This is a genomic window from Herbaspirillum sp. GW821-FHT09A12 (genome assembly GCF_059418325.1).
In genome coordinates, this window is record NZ_JBWKPR010000002.1 from 494,368 (window position 1) to 512,934 (window position 18,567).

18 protein-coding genes are annotated in these 18,567 nt (G+C 65.5%); all 18 read left to right on the forward strand.

From position 1 onward, the window contains the following. Positions 1-15 precede the first annotated feature (15 nt). The gene (locus tag AC07N6_RS07360) at positions 16-210 is read left to right on the forward strand and encodes a ferredoxin (protein WP_494779656.1); all 195 of its coding nucleotides are present in this window, start codon (positions 16-18) and stop codon (positions 208-210) included. A gap of 55 nt (positions 211-265) precedes the next feature. Next, positions 266-1,501, forward strand: coding sequence for a cytochrome P450 (locus tag AC07N6_RS07365; RefSeq protein ID WP_494779657.1), 1,236 nt, complete (start codon positions 266-268; stop codon positions 1,499-1,501). Positions 1,502-1,524: 23 nt separating this feature from the next. Beyond that, positions 1,525-1,932 (forward strand): carboxymuconolactone decarboxylase family protein, encoded by a 408-nt coding sequence (locus AC07N6_RS07370; protein ID WP_494779658.1) that lies wholly within the window; start codon positions 1,525-1,527, stop codon positions 1,930-1,932. A 43-nt stretch (positions 1,933-1,975) separates the two neighbouring features. Then, positions 1,976-2,716, forward strand: coding sequence for an SDR family oxidoreductase (locus AC07N6_RS07375; RefSeq protein ID WP_494779659.1), 741 nt, complete (start codon positions 1,976-1,978; stop codon positions 2,714-2,716). A gap of 503 nt (positions 2,717-3,219) precedes the next feature. Next, a complete protein-coding gene (locus tag AC07N6_RS07380; protein WP_494779660.1) occupies positions 3,220-4,500 on the forward strand; it encodes an ABC transporter substrate-binding protein in 1,281 nt (426 codons plus the stop codon). A 40-nt stretch (positions 4,501-4,540) separates the two neighbouring features. Next, positions 4,541-5,470: a branched-chain amino acid ABC transporter permease gene (locus AC07N6_RS07385; protein WP_494779661.1), complete on the forward strand. Its 930-nt coding sequence runs from the start codon at positions 4,541-4,543 to the stop codon at positions 5,468-5,470. 2 nt (positions 5,471-5,472) lie between these two features. Continuing rightward, positions 5,473-6,462: a branched-chain amino acid ABC transporter permease gene (locus AC07N6_RS07390; RefSeq protein ID WP_494779662.1), complete on the forward strand. Its 990-nt coding sequence runs from the start codon at positions 5,473-5,475 to the stop codon at positions 6,460-6,462. A 7-nt stretch (positions 6,463-6,469) separates the two neighbouring features. Next, positions 6,470-7,249, forward strand: coding sequence for an SDR family NAD(P)-dependent oxidoreductase (locus AC07N6_RS07395; protein ID WP_494779663.1), 780 nt, complete (start codon positions 6,470-6,472; stop codon positions 7,247-7,249). Continuing rightward, a complete protein-coding gene (locus AC07N6_RS07400) occupies positions 7,249-8,004 on the forward strand; it encodes an ABC transporter ATP-binding protein (protein WP_494779664.1) in 756 nt (251 codons plus the stop codon). The genes AC07N6_RS07395 and AC07N6_RS07400 overlap by 1 nt, the downstream gene beginning before the upstream one ends. After that, positions 8,001-8,753, forward strand: a complete 753-nt coding sequence (locus tag AC07N6_RS07405; RefSeq protein WP_494779665.1) for an ABC transporter ATP-binding protein — start codon at positions 8,001-8,003, stop codon at positions 8,751-8,753. The genes AC07N6_RS07400 and AC07N6_RS07405 overlap by 4 nt, the downstream gene beginning before the upstream one ends. 28 nt (positions 8,754-8,781) lie before the next feature. Continuing rightward, positions 8,782-9,768, forward strand: a complete 987-nt coding sequence (locus AC07N6_RS07410; protein ID WP_494779666.1) for a thiamine pyrophosphate-dependent dehydrogenase E1 component subunit alpha — start codon at positions 8,782-8,784, stop codon at positions 9,766-9,768. Beyond that, positions 9,761-10,732 carry an alpha-ketoacid dehydrogenase subunit beta gene (locus AC07N6_RS07415; RefSeq protein WP_494779667.1) on the forward strand — a complete coding sequence of 324 codons (972 nt, stop codon included), beginning with the start codon at positions 9,761-9,763 and terminating at the stop codon, positions 10,730-10,732. The genes AC07N6_RS07410 and AC07N6_RS07415 overlap by 8 nt, the downstream gene beginning before the upstream one ends. A 31-nt stretch (positions 10,733-10,763) precedes the next feature. Then, positions 10,764-11,549, forward strand: coding sequence for an enoyl-CoA hydratase/isomerase family protein (locus AC07N6_RS07420; protein ID WP_494779668.1), 786 nt, complete (start codon positions 10,764-10,766; stop codon positions 11,547-11,549). A gap of 3 nt (positions 11,550-11,552) precedes the next feature. Next, positions 11,553-12,824: a dihydrolipoamide acetyltransferase family protein gene (locus tag AC07N6_RS07425; RefSeq protein ID WP_494779669.1), complete on the forward strand. Its 1,272-nt coding sequence runs from the start codon at positions 11,553-11,555 to the stop codon at positions 12,822-12,824. 17 nt (positions 12,825-12,841) lie between these two features. Then, a complete protein-coding gene (locus AC07N6_RS07430; RefSeq protein ID WP_494779670.1) occupies positions 12,842-14,014 on the forward strand; it encodes an acyl-CoA dehydrogenase family protein in 1,173 nt (390 codons plus the stop codon). A gap of 226 nt (positions 14,015-14,240) precedes the next feature. Further along, a complete protein-coding gene (locus AC07N6_RS07435; protein ID WP_494779671.1) occupies positions 14,241-15,761 on the forward strand; it encodes an AMP-binding protein in 1,521 nt (506 codons plus the stop codon). 9 nt (positions 15,762-15,770) lie between these two features. Then, positions 15,771-17,165 carry an MmgE/PrpD family protein gene (locus tag AC07N6_RS07440; protein WP_494779672.1) on the forward strand — a complete coding sequence of 465 codons (1,395 nt, stop codon included), beginning with the start codon at positions 15,771-15,773 and terminating at the stop codon, positions 17,163-17,165. Next, the gene (lpdA, locus tag AC07N6_RS07445) at positions 17,162-18,562 is read left to right on the forward strand and encodes a dihydrolipoyl dehydrogenase (RefSeq protein ID WP_494779673.1); all 1,401 of its coding nucleotides are present in this window, start codon (positions 17,162-17,164) and stop codon (positions 18,560-18,562) included. Before AC07N6_RS07440 ends, lpdA begins: the two co-directional genes overlap by 4 nt. Positions 18,563-18,567 lie beyond the last annotated feature (5 nt).

Sequence of the window (18,567 nt, forward strand, 5' to 3'; positions counted from 1 at the left end):
GCAAGGAGATGTGAAATGAAAATCTATATCGACCAGGAAAAATGTGTCGCCGCCGGACAGTGCGTCCTGTATGCGCCCAACGTATTCGACCAGCGCGAGGAGGACGGGATCGTCTTCTTCGTCAATGAGAACCCCGGGCCTGAAGAGGCAGCAAACGTGCGGCAAGCCGCAGCCGTATGCCCGGCGCTGGCCATCCGTATCGAAGAGTGATGCGAACAGTGATAAGCGGGACAACCGTCCTGCACAGAAAAGACAGGAGAACAACATGAATGCCGTCGTAGTGGGAAACTTGAACCAAATCGAGGACTATCCGACGCCAAGGGCCGCGGATGCCCCGTTTTTGCCGTCGCCCGAACTCAGGGCCTTGCAGGATCAAGGCGTGGACATCACGCGCGTACGCATCTGGGACGGCAGCACGCCCTGGATCATCCTGTCGCATGCGCTGCAGCGCAAGCTCATGTCCGATCCGCGCTTGAGCGCCAACGACCACCTGCCCAACTTCCCTTTCATGAACCGCTCGATCGCGGAGACCATCCACGACCGTCCCCGGACCATCTTCGATACCGACGGCGAAGAGCATTCGCGCCTGCGCCGGCTGTTGACCAATTCCTTCACGCGGCACCGCATGGAAAAGATCCGTCCGCAAATCCAGCAGGCCACCGACGAACTGATCGACAAGATGCTGGCGGGCCCCAATCCGGTGGACCTGGTGCAGGCGTTCTCGCTGCCGCTGCCGTCGCTGATGATCTGCGATCTGCTGGGCGTTCCCTATGAAGACCATGACTTCTTCGAAGAACACTCCAAGGTGGCCAACGCCCGCGACAAATCGCCGGAAGAAAACCGCGCGTCGGTCGGCGCATTGAGCCAGTACATCGGCGAGCTGACCGAAAAGAAAATGCGGGAGCCTGGCGAGGATGTGCTCTCCGACCTCGGCCAGCGCATCAAGGAAGGCGAGATCGACATGGCCGGCGCGATCCAGCTCGGCGTCATACTGCTCATCGCGGGGCACGAGACCAGCGCCAACATGATCACCTTGGGGACGGCGCTGCTGCTGCAGAATCCGGGCCAGATGCAAATGCTGCGCGAAACCACGGATCCGAAACTGGTGGCCGGCGCGGTCGAGGAACTGCTGCGCTACCTGACGATTCCGCACCTGCTGCAGCGTCGCATCGTGCTCGAAGATGTCGACCTGGGCGACGGCACCATCATCCGGGCCGGCGATGGCGTGGTCTCGTCGCTGCCGGCCGCCAACTTCGATCCGGTCGCCTTCCCCGATCCGGCGAAGGTCGACATCACGCGCGATGCGCGCCATCACCATGCCTTTGGCTGGGGCCCGCACCAATGCATTGGCCAGCAACTGGCGCGCATCGAACTGCAAGTGGCCTATCCCACCCTGTTGCGCCGTATCCCAACGCTCAGGATGGCGGTTCCGTTCTCCGAACTGCGTTTCAAGCACGACTCCCTGGCCTACGGCATCGAAGAGCTGCCGGTGGCCTGGTAATGCCAGCACATGAGGCCAAGCAGATGAGCATCGACAATCAACAAGCACCCGATTCCGGCGCCGGCCAGGATCTGCGCAGTGCCGGGATGGCCGCCTTGCGCGCGGCCTTGCCCGGCGTTTTTCCGGAAGGCGAGGTCAACCTGCGCGATGGGGGATTCGCCGACGAACTCGTGGACATCGGCCTGCTGAGCGTATGGGGCGCGTTGTGGGCACGGCCGGGACTGAGCCCGCGCGACCGCAGCCTGGTAACCCTGGCGTTGCTGATCGCCACGCATGCCGATGCGGAGCTGAAAACGCATGTCAGGGTCGGCATCACCAATGGCCTCAGCAAGGAAGAGATCGCCGAGCTGATCTATCACGCCGCCGGCTACGTCGGCTTTCCTGCGGCGGTGGCGGCGCGTGCGGCCGCGCGCGAAGCCTTCGGCGCATGACGGCCGCGCCAGGCGCGGCCAACTCAAGACAAGGAAAATGAAAATGTCATTGCAAGGAAAAAATGCCGTCGTGACCGGCGGCGGCCGAGGCATCGGCCAGGCGATCGCCATTGTGCTGGCGCAGCAGGGCGCGGCCGTTGCGGTCTGGGATTTGAACCGGGAAGGCGCGCAACATACCGCCGAGACGATCCGCCAGGCCGGAGGGCGGGCGATTGCCGTAGTCGGCGACGCGGCGACCGCCGATGGCGTCGCCGCCGGCGCGGCGGCCGCGCGCGATGCGCTCGGGCCGATCTCGATCCTGGTCAACAATGCCGGCATCAGCGGCTACGTTCCCTTTACCAGCATGACCGAGGAAGTGTGGGACCGCATCATCGGCGTCAACCTGAAAGGGCCGTTCCTGGTGACCAGGGAATTGGTCCCCGACATGCTGGCGGCGGGGTGGGGGCGCATCATCAATATCTCGTCGTCGTCGGCCCAGACCGGGGCGCCGGCGATGTCGCACTATGCCGCCTCCAAGGGCGGCGTGATCGGGCTGACCAAGGCGCTGGCGGTGGAGTTCGCCGACAAGGGAATCACGGTGAACCACGTTCCGCCCGGATTTGTCGATACCCCGCTGGTGCGCGAAGGCCCGATCGATGTCGACGCCGTCGCCAGGATGATGCCGATGAAGCGCGCCGGCCATCCGAACGACATCGCCTACGCGGTGGCATACCTGGCCTCGGAAGAGGCTGGCTATGTCACCGGGCAGACCTTGAGCGTGAACGGCGGGCGTTACCTGTTTTGAATGAAAACGGCGCCGGGCGGACGTTTCCGGCCTGCCTGGCAGCCTGGCCGAATGGATTTTGCTGGTTGTCCCGGCCTTTGCGAGAAAGGGATTGGCGTAGCGATTGACAGCCCTGAAAAACGAAAATATACTGAATTATGACTCATGAGTCATAATTCATAAAAACAAGGTCATCGGGGCGCCACGGCATCCCGGTGCGACGAAAGGAGACAGGGTGCGCCGGCGGTTCGGCGGCCCAAGGGGCGCGTTGCGCCCGCGCGCGGCGAATCCTCGCCGTGCCATTCCTTTCTTTTCTGTGACATTGGAGCGGTCGCGATTGCGCCGCCGTTTCAACGCGCAGCAAGCCTTGCGTATTTGCGTATTTGCAGATAGCCGATGAAAAAGCGGCGCATCAGGGGTGTTATCTGGCAACGCATGACCGGCGGGCCGCCAGCAACGGGGCCGTAGAGGATGGGTTGCGCCTCGCGAAGTGAAGACACAGTCCAATCCAAGGAGACAGGGATATGAAAAAAGAAATGCAGCAATCCGGTATCGAGAGCGCCGCGCGGCGCACCCTCATCAAGGCCGGCGCCGTCGGCGCGGCCTCCGCCATCGCCGGTTTCCCGGCGCTGGTGCGCGCCCAAAGCAAGCAAGCCATCAAGATCGGCGTGCCGACCATCCTGTCGGGCCGGGTCGCCCAGCTGGGCGTGACCTCGCGCAATGCGGCGATGATGGAGTTCGACGCCTTCAACGCCGCCGGCGGTTTCGATGGCCGCAAGGTCGAACTGGTGGTGCGCGACACCAAGGGCAAGCCGGAAGAGGCGGCGCGCCTGGTGCGCGACATGATCAACAGCGACAAGTGCGATTTCATTCTCGACTGCGAAGCCTCCACGGGCGCCTTCGCGGTGCACGAGGTGGTGCGCGACCTCGGCGCCTTCTGCATCCACGCCATCAGCGAGACCTCTTCGCTCACGGCCGATCCCAAGCTGAAGATTCCCAACGCCTTCCGCACCAACCGGCAGGGCGCCCACGATGCGGTCGCCGGCGGCTACTACGCGGCCCAGGTGGCCAGGCAGAAGGGCTTGAAGAAATGGATGACGGTGTCGCCGGACTACTCCTACGGCCATGACACGGCAGACCAGTTCCTCAAGTACCTGAAGCATTTCGACAGCTCGGCCGAGGTCATCGGCGCGGCCTGGCCGAAGATCTTCCAGCCGGACTATACCGAAGTCATCACCAAGATCCTGCAGCAAAAGCCGCAAGCGCTGTTCGTCGGCATGTGGGGCGGCGACCTGGTGTCGTTCATCGACCAGGGCAACTTGTATGGCCTGTTCAACAGCATCGAAGTGTTCGCCATCAACCTGGGCGACTACACCACGCTGAGCGCGATCAAGACCCTGCCCAAGGGGATCCACTCGGGCAACCGCTACCTGAAGAACTTCCCCAATTCGCCCGAGAACGCCGCCTGGTGCGACGCCTACCAGAAGCGCTTTAACGACCTGCCGACCAACTGGTCCTGGGGCGCCGCCACCGGCGCGGCCTTCATGATCGAGGCGATCCGCAAGACCAAGTCGCTGGACGGCAAGAAGATGGCCGAGGCCATGCGCGGCCTGACCATCAATTCGCCCTTTGGCGTGGGCGGCAAGGTCACCATGCGCGCCGACGACAGCACCCTCGTCAACTATGCCATCGGCTGGGGCCCGATCGTGCCCAAGGCGCCCTACATCGAAAAGATGTCGGCCATCGACTGGAGCACCATCGTCGAGCTCGAAGGCAAGTGGAAGAAAGAAGCGGGCTACGCCTGATGGCTTGACCGTGGCATCCGCCGGGCCTTGCGGCGGGCGGATGCGCAACTCTACCGATTTGGGGGTGTTTGTGGATTTTTCGGCACTGTTTTCCTGCCTGGCCTCGTCCACCTGTGCGGTGGCACAGGGGACCAATGGATTGATCATCGGGATGTTGCTGTTCCTGGTGGCGTCCGGGCTTTCTCTGATTTTCGGCGTGCTCAAGGTGGTCAATTTCACCCATGGCTCGCTGTACATGCTGGGCGCGTATGTGGCCCTGTTCGCCTATCGTCTCTCGGACAACTACCTGGTGGCCATCGTCGCCGCCGCCGTGGGCGTGGCCATCTTCGGCGCGCTGTTCGAGCGGCTGTTCGTGGCGCGCATCCAGAAAGGGGATTTCCTGCTGCAGCTGCTGGTCTGCTACGGCTGGATACTGATCCTGGACGACTTGATCGGCATCGCCTTCGGCACCGAGTTCCAGTCGCTGCCGATGCCCGACAGCTTCGCCGTGGCGCCCTTCATGCTGGCCGGCACGCCGGTGCCGCCGTTCTACCTGTTCCTGATTGCGGTGAGCTGCGTGATCGCCTTCGCCACCTGGTGGCTGATCGACAAGACCGCCTTCGGCAAGAAAATCCGCGCCGCCGCCGCCAATGCCGGCATGACCGCGGCGCTGGGCATCAACACCAGCCTGATGTATGCCGCCGTGTTCGCCATCGGCGCCGGGCTGGCCGGCTTTGCCGGGGCGCTGGCCGCGCCGGTGCGCTCGCTGACGCCGGGCATGGGGTTTTCGGTCTTGATCGAATCCTTCATCGTCACCGTCATCGGCGGCATGGGCTCGATCGCCGGCGCCCTGGTGGCGGCGATCCTGATCGGCCTTTGCCGCGCCTTCGGCAGCGTGGGCTTCCCGGTCTTCGTGGATGGCCTGGTGTTCCTGCTGATGGCGGTGGTGCTGGTGGTCCGGCCCAACGGCCTGATGGGGAAGGGAGCATGAACATGCGCAACCGACATCCCGCCATCGCCTCCCTGCTGTGGGTGGTGATCAGTTTTATCGTGGTAACGGCCGTGGTGATGCTGACCGGCTCGCGCATGATCGCCGACATGGTCATCCATATCGGCATCCTGGGCCTGTTTGCGGTGTCGCTGAACCTGCTCATCGGCTACGCCGGGCTGATCGCCTTCGGCCACGCCATGTTCTATGCCAGCGGCGCCTACGGCTTCGGCCTGCTGATGCAGACCGGGCAATTCAGCATCCCGGCCGCCATGCTGCTCTCGGTGCTGGCCTCGACCGCCATCGCGGCCGTGGTCGGGCTGGTGTGCATGAAGACCCGCGAGATCTATTTCGCGTTCCTCACGCTGGCCATCCAGATGATGTTCTACAGCACCATCCTGAGCTGGGCTTCGCTGACCGGCGGCGACCAGGGCCTGACCGGCGGTTTCGCCAAGCCGCCGGTGCTGGGGCTGCAGATGAACAATCCCGACCACCTGTTCATGTTCATCACGGCGGTGGTGCTGGTGACCCTGGGCATTCTCTGGCACATCACCCGCACCCCCTTCGGCTATGCCCTGCGGATGATCCGCGACAACGCCGCGCGGGTGGAATTCCTCGGCATGAACCTGCTGGCCTACCGGCTGTCGGCCTTCGTCATCGCGGCGGCCGCCGCCAGCGTGGCCGGCGCCTTGATGAGCCTGTATGTGTCGGCGGCCTATCCCAACTTCGGCTACTGGACCATGTCGGGCGAGGCCATCTTCATGATCATGCTCGGCGGCCTGGGCACCTTCCTCGGGCCGTTGGCGGGCGCGGCCATCCTGACCGTGCTCAACCATGCCGTGACGGCCTATACCGAGCACTACGGCCTGGTGCTGGGCAGCATCATCCTGCTCTACGCGATGGGCCTGCGGCGCGGCCTGCTCGACCTGGCGGTGGAGCGCTGGACGCAATGGCGTGGCCGCGACCGTCAATCAACAACCCGTGAGGACAGGTAAGGCGATCATGGCAAACCGAGACAAGACAATCGTGGTAACCGGCGCGGCCAGCGGCATCGGCCAGGCCTGCGCGCGTGAACTGCGCGCGCAGGGATTCAATGTGGTGCTGGCCGACATCCAACTGGCGGCGGCCCAGGCCGCGGCGGCCGAACTGGGGGCCCACGCCATCGCCCTGGACGTGACCGACGACGCCCAGGTGCAGCAGGCGGCCGACCAGGTCGAGCGCCAGTTCGGGCCGGTGGCCGGGCTGGTCAACTCGGCCGGCATCATCCAGAAACCGGTGTCGCCCTATGCGCTGGACATGGCCACCTGGGACCGCATCCAGCGCGTCAATTTCCGCGGCAGCTACATCGCCAGCCTGGCCTTTGCCCGGCCGATGCTGGCGCGCCGCGCGGGCGCCATCGTCAACATTTCTTCCATTACCGGCACCCGTTCCACGCCACTGCACGCCTACGGCCCGTCCAAGGCCGCCATCATCAGCATGACCGAGTCGCTGGCGGCCGAATGGGGGCCGTACCAGGTGCGGGTCAACGCGGTGGCGCCGGGCTACACGCTCACGCCGGCCCTGCAAGGCGCCATTGATCGCGGCGAGCGCGATATCGCCGCGCTGCAGGCCAACGCCGCCTTGCAGCGCCCGGTATTGCCGTCGCAAGTGGCCGATGCGGTGGCCTTCCTGATCTCGGACAAGGCCGCCGCCATTACCGGCGTGAACCTGCCGGTGGACTGCGGCTGGCTGGCGGCCAACGGCTGGGCGACATACGGCGGACTGCGCGAAGGAGCCATCTGATGCTGACACTCAAGAACCTCAAGAAGTCCTTCGGCGGGGTGCTGGCCACCAATGACCTGTCGATCGATTTCAGCGCCGGCAGCCTGTCGGCCATCATCGGCCCCAATGGCGCCGGCAAGACTACCTTGTTCAACCTGATCACCGGCAAGTTCCGCCCCGACAGCGGCAGCATCGTCTTCGACGGCGAGGAAATCGCCGGCAAGTCGCCCACCGAGATCGTGCGCCGCGGCATGGGGCGCGCCTTCCAGGTGTCGAGCATCTTCCCCAGCCTGACCGTGCTGCAATCGATGGAAGCGGCGGTGCTGTCGCACCGGCGCCGGATGAGCAGCCTCTGGCAGGGTTTCTCGCAAGCGGCTTCGCGCGCCCGTGCCGAAGAATTGGTGGCGGCCATCGGCCTGGAGCGGCGCGCCGGCGTATTGGCGCGCCATCTTTCGCACGGCGAACAGAAACTGCTCGACATCGGCCTGGCCTTGGCGCTGGAGCCGCGCATGCTGCTGCTGGACGAGCCCACCGCCGGCATGGGGCCGGAAGAACGGATCCAGATGATCGAGCGGGTGCATGAATTATGGGCGCGCGAAGGCATCACCATCGCCTTCATCGAACACGACATGGACATCGTCTTCGAGCATGCCCAGGTCATCCGGGTGCTGTATTACGGCACCTTGCTGGCCGAAGGCACGCCGGCGCAGATCCGCAGCAACCAGCAAGTCATCGACGCCTATCTCGGCGCCGGTTTCGAGGAGCAAGCCGCATGAGCGCCGTCGCCCACATGGAAGAAGCTGCCAACGTCACGCAGCAATCGATGCTGGCCGTGACGGGCTTGCAGGTGCGCTACGGCGCCAGCCAGGTGCTGTTCGGCGTCGACCTCGATGTACGCGCCGGCCAGTGCGTGGCCTTGCTGGGGCGCAATGGCGCCGGCAAGTCGACCACCATGAAGGCCATCGCCGGCGTCCATCCCGCCGCCGGCGGCAAGGTCGTGTTCGACGGCGTCGATGTCAGCGGCGAGAAAGCCTACCGTATCGCCCGCCAGGGGCTGGCCTTCGTGCCGGAAGACCGCCAGGCGTTTCCGGAACACAGCGTCGAGGACAACCTGCTGGTGGCCGCCAAGCCCGGGCCGGCCGGCAATGTCGACTGGACGCTGGAGCGGGTCTATTCGACCTTCCCCATGCTGGAGCCACTGAAGCATCGCCAGGGCGGCCAGTTGTCGGGCGGCGAACAACAAATGATGGTGATCGCACGGGCACTCATGGGCAACCCCCGGGTGCTGCTGCTGGACGAACCCAGCGAAGGGCTGGCGCCGGTGATCGTGCAACAGATCGCGCGTTGCATCCACGCGTTGAGAAAGGCCGGCACCACCATCCTGCTGGCCGAACAGAACATGCATTTCTGCCTGAACATCGCCACCCACGTGGCGGTGATCGACCGCGGCCGCATCGTGTATGCGGATACCACGGAAGGACTGAGGCGCAACGAAGACATCAAAACGCGCTACCTCTCGGTCTGATTTCCCATTCATCTCACATGGACCACGCATGAAAAAGAATATCGATACGGAGGGCATGATCAGGCGCTACCAGAGCATGCGCCTGATCCGCACCGTCGAGCAGCAGCTTTCGCGCCTGTTCGCCGACAGCGAAGTGCCCGGCTTCATCCACCTGAGCATCGGCCAGGAAGCCATCGCCGCCGGCGTGATGTCGGCCCTCGACGAGCGCGACTCGATGGCCACCAACCACCGCGGCCACGGCCATGTGCTGGCGCGCGGCCTGGACCTGGACATGTTCTTCATGGAAATCATGGGCAAGGCCGGCGGCATCTGCGGCGGGCGCAGCGGTTCCATGCACGTGGCCGACATGTCGCTGGGCATCATCGGCGCCAACGGCATCGTCGGCGCCGGCATCCCGATTGCGCTGGGCAGCGCGCTGGCGCATTCGGTGCGCAAGACCGGCGGCGTGGCCGTGGCCTTCTTCGGCGACGGCGCGATGGCCGAAGGCGTGCTGCATGAAAGCCTGAACATGGCTTCGCTGTGGCGCTTGCCGATGGTGTTTGTCTGCGAGAACAACGGCTGGTCGGAATTTTCCCCGACCAAGGACCAGTTCGCGGCGCCGCTGGCCAAGCTGGCCGACGCTTTCTCGCTGCATCACACCCTGGTCGACGGCAACGACATCGAGGCCGTGGCCGATGCCGCCCAGCGCGCGGTGTCAGCGGCCCGCCAGGGCAAGCCCCAGGTGCTCGAATGCAAGACCCACCGGGTGCGCGGCCATTACGAGGGCGACCCGCAAAAGTATCGGGAAAAAGAGGAGATGGCGTCCGGGGGCGGCATGGACCCGATCGAGCGCGCCGAGAACCTGTTGAAAAAATGCGGCGTGTCCGAGGCGCGCCTGAAGGAGGTGGCCGAGCAGGCGGAGCAGCGCGTGGCGGCGGCAGTGGAAACAGCCCGCGCCAGCGCGGAACCGGAATTCGAGGCGGCTTTCGATGACGTCTACACCAGGCGCGTTGCCGGGGAGGCCAGCCATGTCTGAATTGCGTTATGCACAGGCGATCAACCTGGCGCTGGTCAAGGCCATGGGCGACGACGCCAGCGTGGTGGTGTTCGGTGAAGACGTGGCCGCCGCCGGCGGCTCGTTCAAGGCCACCAAGGGCTTGCTGGAACAATACGGCCGCGAGCGCGTGCGCGACACGCCCATTTCCGAATCCAGCATCGTCTCGGCGGCGGTGGGCGCGGCCATGGGCGGCTTGCGTCCGGTGGTGGAAATCATGTTCATGGATTTCATCACCCTGTCGATGGATGCGCTGGTGAACCAGGCCGCCAAGGCGCGCTTCATGTTCGGCGGGCGCAGCCATGTGCCGATGGTCTTGCGTACGCCGCACGGCGGCGGCCTCAATGCCGGGCCGCAGCACTCGCAATGCCTGGAGGCATGGCTGGCCCATGTGCCGGGCCTGAAGGTGGTGTGCCCGTCGACGCCGCAAGATGCCTACTCGCTGCTGCGCGCCTCGATCGAGGATCCCGATCCGGTCATCTTCGTCGAGCACAAGGGCATGTACGGCAAGAAGGGCGAAGTGGACGAGACCCTGGCGCTGCCGCTGGGACGCGCCCGCCTGGCGCGCGAAGGTACTGACGCCACCATCGTCACCTATGGCGCGACGGTCGACCACGCGCTGGCCGCGGCGCAGTCGCTGGAGAAGGAAGGCATCAGCGCCGAGGTCGTCGACCTGCGCTCCATCCAGCCCTGGGACCGCGATGCGGTGCTGGCCTCGGTGGCCAAGACCCATCGGGTGGTGATCGCCCACGAGGCGGTGCAAGCCTTTGGCGTGGGCGCCGAGATCGCCGCCACCATCGCCGACGAAGCCTTCGACGAACTCGACGCGCCGGTATTGCGGGTGGGGGCGCCGTTCATGCCGATCCCGTTCGCCCGCAGCCTGGAAAAACATTACATGGTCAATGCCGAGCGCATTGCCGGGGCGGTCAGGAAGACGCTTGCCTGAACTTGCCATCGCCAATCTATAAGGGAATCCCATGAGCAACGAAAACATCCTCACGCAATTGCAGGGGCCGGTGGGCATCATCACCATCAACCGGCCCAAGCAGTTGAACGCGCTCGACATCGACACCCTGCTGGCCATGGAGGCGGCATTGGGCGCGCTGGAGCAGGATCCCGCGGTGCGCGTGATCGTGGTCACCGGGGCCGGCGAAAAGGCCTTCGTGGCGGGCGGCGACATCGCCGACCTCAACAGCCGCCAGGGGCTGGCGCACTACAACGAATTCGCCGAAGTCATCCATCGCGTGTTCCGCCGCTTCGAGGACAGCGACAAGCCCACCATCGGCGCCATCAACGGCTGGGCGCTGGGCGGCGGCACCGAATTGCTGCTGACCCTGGACATCCGCCTGGTGGCAGAAGAAGCCAGGCTGGGCCTGCCCGAGATTGCGCTGGGCCTGTTTCCCGGCGCCGGCGGTTCGCAGCGCATCATCCGCCAGATTCCGCTGTGCCGCGCCAAGGAACTGATGTTTACCGGCGACCAGATCAGCGCCCAACAGGCCGTGGACTACGGCCTGTGCAACCGCGCCGTGCCGCGCGCAGAGTTGATGCCGCAGGCGCTGGCGCTGGCCGGGCGCATCGCCGAGAAGTCGCCGCTGGTGCTCAAGCTGCTCAAGCGCAACCTGCGCCACGGCAGCGAGATGCCGCTGGGCGCCGCGCTGGCGCATGAGCAGGCCATCATCGGCCTGGTGCTCGACACCCGGGATGCGCATGAAGGGTGCTCGGCTTTCCTCGAGAAGAGGAAGGCTGACTTCCAAGGGGCATAAGCGATGAAACAAGCATTGCTGATGCCCAAGCTGGGGCTGACGATGGTGGAAGGCTTTGTAGCCGAATGGTCGGTCAAGCCCGGCCAGGCGTTCAAGGCCGGCGACTGCCTGTTCGTGGTCGAGACCGACAAGGTGGCCACCGAGATCCCCGCCGACGCCGACGGCGTCTTGCTGGAGATTCTGGTCGAAGCGGGCAATACCGTGGCGGTGGGGGAGTTGCTGGGGCATTGGGAAGGTGAAGGCGCGGCCAATGCAGCGCCAGTGCCGCCGGCAGCGGCAGAAACGCCGCTGCCGGTGCCTGTTGCCATTCCGGCGCCGCCAATACCTCCAACACCGCCAGCACCTCCAGCAGTGGCCGGCGCGGGTACGCCAGCCAAGGGCCGTGTCTATGCCACACCGCTGGCGCGGCGCCTGGCCGCGCAGCTGCAGGTCGATCTGGCCCGGTTGAGCGGTTCCGGGCCGCGCGGGCGCATCAAGGCCGGCGACGTGCAGCAGGCCGCTGCCAAGCCTGGGCTTGGGGCTGCACCTACGCCGCTGCCGTCGTTAGCCACTACAGTCATTGCCGCCACATCGGCGCCGGCGCGCAGCAAGCCCGGTTCGGTCCAGGCCGCCATGGCCCGGCGCCTGACCGAGGCCAAGCAACAGGTGCCGCATTTCTACCTGGCGCTGGATGTGCGGGCCGATGCCTTGCTCGACTTGCGCAGCCAGCTCAATGCCTTGGCGCAGGAGCGCGGCGGCGTGCGCTTCACGCTCAATCATTTTGTGCTGGCGGCGGTGGGACGCGCGCTGGTCGACTTGCCCGCCTTCAACCGGGTCTGGTCCGACGGCGAGATCGTCAGCTTCGATCGCGCCGACGTGGGCGTGGCGGTCAATACCGACAAGGGCTTGTTCGTTCCCGTCGTGCGCGGCGCCGGCAATGTGCCGCTGGAGAGCCTGGCGCGGGATGCCTCGCGCCTGGTCGAGGCCGCGCGCGGCGGCAGCCTGACAGTGCCCGACATGCAGGGCGGCGCCGTCACGGTGTCCAATGCCGGCATGTTCCAGGTGCGCTACATGACGCCGATCATCAACCCCGGCCAGGCCATGATCCTGGGCGTGGGCGCCATCAACGAGACCTTCCGCCCCGGCGCCGACGGCGCGCCGCAACTGGTGCGCGAGATGGGGCTGGTGCTGGCGGCGGACCACCGCATCCTGGACGGGGTATCGGGACTGACTTTCCTCAACCAGGTGGCCGGCTATCTCAGCCAACCGCTCAAGCTGCTGGTCGGCGCTCAATAAAATCAACGGAGGATCAAATGGAATTCGCATTGTCGGAAGAGCAGGAAATGATGGTCGAGACCGCGCGTCGCATCGGCCGCGAATACGGCGTGGAATACTGGCGCGAACTGGACGCCCACAAGAAATTCCCGCATGAGATCTGGCAAGCCATCTGCGACGCCGGCCTGGTCGGCGTGGCCTTGCCGGAAGAGCACGGCGGCAGCGGCCTGGGCATGTTCGAGATGGCGCTCATCGTCGAGGCGCTGGCCGAGCAGGGCGGCGGCTCCACCCTGGGCCAGCTGTTCATGATCAACCCCATTTTCGGCGGCGTCTCGGTCTCGAAGTTCGGCACCGACAAGCAGCGCCGCGAATGGCTGCCGCAGCTGATCACCGGCAAGATGCATTTCTGCATGGCCCTGACCGAGCCCGACGCCGGCAGCAACACCCTGGAGATCCGCAGCTTCGCCGCCGCCGATGGCGACGGCTGGCGCCTCAACGGCCAGAAGATCTGGATCACCGCCGTGCCCACCTCGCACAAGATGCTGGTGGTGGCGCGCACGCAAAAGCCGGAAGAGATCAAGCGCCGCACCGATGGCATCAGCCTGTTCATGATCGATACCGACAGGCTGGGCATCTCCCATACCGCCATCGACAAGCTCGGCACCCACACGCTGCCGTCCAGCTCGGTGTTCTTTGACAATGTGCGCATCGAGCCCGATGAATTGCTGGGCACGCTGCATCATGGCTTCAACGAGTTGCTCGATGTGCTCAACACCGAGCGCATCGTCACCACCGCAGGGCTGGTGGGCGCCGGACGCCTGGCGATCAACCTGGCGGTGGAATACGCCAACCAGCGCAAGGTGTTCGGCGGCAAGAGCATCAGCAGCTACCAGGGCATTCAGTTCCCGCTGGCCCAGGCCTATGCCGAACTCGAGTCCGCGCGCCTGATGAACCGCCGCGCCGCCACCTTCTGCGACCAGGGCAAGCCCTATGGCAGCGACGCCAATATTGCCAAGCTGCTATCGGCCCAGGCTGCGTCCGACGCCACCGAGCGCTCGATGCAGACCATGGGCGGGATGGGGTATTCGAAGGAATTCCACGTCGAGCGGCTGTGGCGCGACGCGCGGCTGTTCCGTTTTGCGCCGGTGGCCGAGGAAATGGTGCTCAATTTCATCGCCATTCACGACCTGGGTATGCCAAAGTCCTACTAATTAAAAAAAACGGCGGCAAGTCCGTAATGCCGTTCAGTTAAGCCGAAATATCTCCGTCGCCCTGACGAAGGTCAGGGTCCAGCGTCGTTCAACGGCCATTGAGGCACAACGAAAGACACTGGATCCCGGCCTTCGCCGGGATGACGAGTTGCAGATGGAAGGCTTAACTGAACAGCATTAGCGGCAAGTCCGCCCAATAACAATCTACGGAGACGAGATTCGCATCATGGTCAATCTCAGTGCACAAGTCATCTACCATGCCCGCCGCACGCCGGCGCAACTGGCGATCGTCTATGAGCGCCAGCGCATCGGCTATGCCGAGCTGGCCGAACGCAGCGCCAGTCTGGCCGGTTACCTGCAGGCGCGCGGCGTGGTGCCGGGCCAGGTGGTGGCGGTGGTGATGAAGAACAGCGCGGCCTTTGTCGAGATCGCGCTGGCGGTCAGCCACATCGGCGCCGTCTTCCTGCCGGTCAACTTCCGGCTTTCGCGCGACGAGGTGGCCTACATCGCCGGCAATGCCCAGGCCACCCTGGTGTTTGCCGACCAGGAACTGGCCGAGCTGGTGCAGGGCCTGCCGGCCACGGTGCTGCTGGATGAAGCGATGCAGGGCGACACCCGCATCCTGTCGCGCCATGCGGCGCCGGCGGCGTTGGTGTCGCGCCGGCCGGACGACCTGTTCCGGCTGATGTACACCTCCGGCACCACCGACCGGCCCAAGGGGGTGATGCACACCTATGACAATTTCTACTGGAAATGCCTGGACCATATCGCCGCGCTGTCGCTGAGCGCGGCCGACCGCCTGCTGGTGGTGGGGCCGCTGTATCACGTAGGGGCCTTCGACTTGCCCGGCATGGCGCTGTTGCAGCAGGGCGGCGCGCTGGTGATCCAGCGCAATTTCGATGAAGCCGCCGTGTTCGCCGCCATCGCGCAGGAAAAGATCACCGGGGCCTGGCTGGCGCCGGTGATGGTGGGGCGCCTGTTGTCGAGCGAACACCACCGCCAGCATGACCTGGGCAGCTTCCGCTGGGTCGTCGGCGGCGGCGAGAAGACCCCCGAGAAGCGCATCCGCGCCTTCACCGAAATCTTCCCCCAGGCGCGCTACATCGACGCCTATGGGCTCACCGAGACCTGCAGTGGCGACACCATGATGGAAGCCGGGCGCGAGATCGAGAAGATCGGTTCCACCGGGCGCGCCATGGCGCATGTGGAAATTTGCATCTGCGACGATGAAGGCCGGCAGCTCGGCGCCGGCGTGGATGGCGAGATCTGCCTGCGCGGCCCCAAGGTCAGCCCGGGCTATTGGCAAGAGCCGGAAAAGACCGCCAGGAGCTTCTTCGGCAACTGGTTTCGCACCGGCGACGTCGGCTATCTCGATGCCGAGGGTTTCCTCTACCTGACCGACCGCAAGAAAGACATGATCATCAGCGGCGGCGAAAACGTCGCCTCCTCCGAGGTCGAGCGGGTGCTGTTCATGATGCCGGCGGTGGCCGATGTGGCCGTCATCGGCCTGCCCGACGCCAAGTGGGGCGAGAGCGTCGCCGCGGTCGTGGTGCTGCAGCCCGGCCATGCCCTGGATCTGGCCGCGGTGGCCGGCTTCTGCCGCCAGCACATGGCCGGCTTCAAGGTGCCCAAGGCACTGGTGATTCGCGACGCGCTGCCGCGCAACCCCAGCGGCAAGGTGCTCAAACGGGTCTTGCGCGACCAGTTGAGCGGCCAGTTGAACGAGCAGTCCAGCAATGTCGCCTGAGGAGAGCGCATGAGCCTGTCAGCCGCCCTGGCCGCGTTCGTCACCGAACTTCGGCAAGACGCCATTCCCGCCCACATCCTGGAGAAGGCGCGCACTTGCCTGCTCAACAGCTACGGCATTGCGCTGGGCAGCCTGGCCACGCCCTATGCACCGGTGGCGCGGCAAACGGCATTGGCCATCTATGGCAGCGATCCCGGCGGCGCCACCTTGCTGGGCGACGGCCGCAAGACCCGCGCAGCGGGGGCGGCGCTGGCCAATGCCGCGCTGTTCCACGGGCGCGCCCAGGAAGACACCTGCGGCGCCGCCCATTTCGGCACCATCCTGGTGCCCTTGCTCAGCGCCATGATCGAGGCCGACGGCTATCCCGAATCCGGCCTGTTGACGGCGCTGGTGGCCGGTTATGAAATCGGCGGCGTGCTGGAACAAGCCTTCGCCGGCAGCACCACGCCTGCCGGTTTTCGCTCCTCGCCACTGTATGGCGGCATTGCCGCCGCCGCAGCGGCGGCCAGCCTGATGCAGCTGTCGCGCCGGCAGGCCGCGGCGGCGCTGGCCAATGCTGCGTCCCTGTCGGGCGGCATCCTGCAGTCGTTTTCAGACGGCACCGACGAATGGCGCTACCAGGTTGGCGTGGCCGCGCAAAACGGGCTGGTGGCCGCGCAACTGGCCAAGGCCGGCTCGGTGTCGGCCGCGCATGCCTTCGAGGGGCGCGCCGGTTTCATCCGCAGCTTCGCGCGCCAGAACTGCGACGCCGGCAAGCTGGCGCAACTGGCCGGCAAGCTGGGACGCGAATGGTCGGTGAGCCGCGTCACCTTCAAGCCGTATCCGGTGTGCGCCTTCAACCAGACGCCGGTGACCGCCGCGCTGCAAGTACGCGCGCGCCTGGGCGCGGCCGGCACGCGCGGCATCCGGCAAGTGCGGGTGCGCATGAACCCCTATGAAACCGGTTATGCGGGCATGGATGCGACTGGTCCCTTCCACAGCATTTCGGGCACCTTGATGAGCATCCCGTTCTGCATCGCAACGACCCTGATCCACGGTCAGCCCGGCATGGCCGCCATGACCGATTTCGATGATGCCGCCGTGCGTGAACTGATTCCGCGCATCGCGCTGGTGCCGGATGAGGCGGTGGCGCGGTTGTGCTGCACCATCGAGCTGGCCTGCGAGGATGGCCGCGAGTGGCGCCATGAACAGCTGATGACGACCGACGACTTTGCCTACGACCGCGACACCGCGCGCGCCCTGGTGCTGCGGGTGGGGGCCGAGTCGGCGATCCCGAGCGGCATCTATACCCGCCTGGAACGCTTCATCGACAATCCGGCCGGCTGCGGCATCGCCAGCGTGACGGCCTGCTTCGCCGATGCGGCGCGCCACCTGCAACATACACAAGAGGATTTCGCACAATGAATGCACAGCAATTCGACCTGGTCGTCATCGGCGGCGGTCCCGCCGGTTACGTGGGGGCCATCCGCGCCGCACAGCTGGGCCTGAAGACCGCCGTGGTCGAGCGCGAGCACCTGGGCGGCATTTGCCTGAACTGGGGCTGCATCCCCACCAAGGCGCTGTTGCATACGGCCAATGTCTATCGCCAGATGCAGCATTTGCCGCAACTGGGCTTGTCGGCGCAGTCGGTGGGCATCGATTTTGACCGGGTGATCCAGCGTTCACGCGAGGTCGCCGGGCAGTTGAGCAATGGGGTGGCGCATTTGCTGCGCAAAAACAAGGTCACGGTCTTCACCGGCAGCGCCCGTTTCGGCGCCGCCGATACCGTGGACGTGGAGCGTGAGGGCAAGTTGTCGGCCAGGCTCACGGCCAGGCATGTCATGATCGCTACCGGCGCGCGGGCCCGCAACTTGCCGGGCGTCAGCGCCGACGGCGAACATGTCTGGAACTATAAGCATGCCTTGGCCGCCAAGGCCTTGCCGTCCTCGCTGCTGGTGATCGGCGGCGGCGCCATTGGCATGGAGTTCGCCAGTTTCTTTGGCGCGCTGGGCGCCAAGGTCACGCTGGTCGAGGCGCTGGAGCGCGTGCTGCCGGCCGAGGATGATGAGGTCTCGGCGTTTGTGGCCAAGGAATTCGGGCGCCAGGGCATTGCCATCAAGACGTCGACCAGCGTGAAGTCGTTGACGCTGGCGGGCGGGGCGGTGGATGCGGTACTGGCCAGGGGCGGCGAGCAAACGCGCCAGTCCTTCGAGCGCGTGCTGGTGTCCATCGGCGTGGTGGGCAATACCGAGGGCCTGGGCCTGGACAGCATCGGGGTCGAGGTCAAGGGCGGCCACATCGTCACCGATGAATGGGGGCAGACCCGCGTGGCGGGCGTATATGCCGTGGGCGACGTGGCCGGCGGGCCGTGCCTGGCGCACAAGGCCAGCCATGAAGCCGTGCTGTGCGTGGAAAAGATCGCCGGCGCCGGCAACCCCCATCCGCTGCGGCGCGACCAGATCCCGGCTTGCACTTATGCGCACCCGCAAGTGGCCAGCATCGGCCTGACCGAAAAACAGGCCCTGGCCACCGGCAAGAAGGTCAAAGTGGGGCGCTTTCCCTTTATCGCCAATGGCAAGGCGCTGGCCATCGGCGAGGCGGCCGGATTTGTCAAAACCCTGTTCGATGGCGATACTGGCGAACTTCTCGGGGCGCACCTGTGCGGGCCGGAGGTGACCGAGCTGATCCAGGGCTTCGGCATCGCCCGCGCGCTGGAAGCGACCGAGGCCGAGTTGACCGAGGTCATCTTCGCCCATCCGACCCTGTCGGAGGCGATGCATGAAGCGGTGCTTTCGGCTTATGCTAGACCTTTGCATTTTTGACCTGA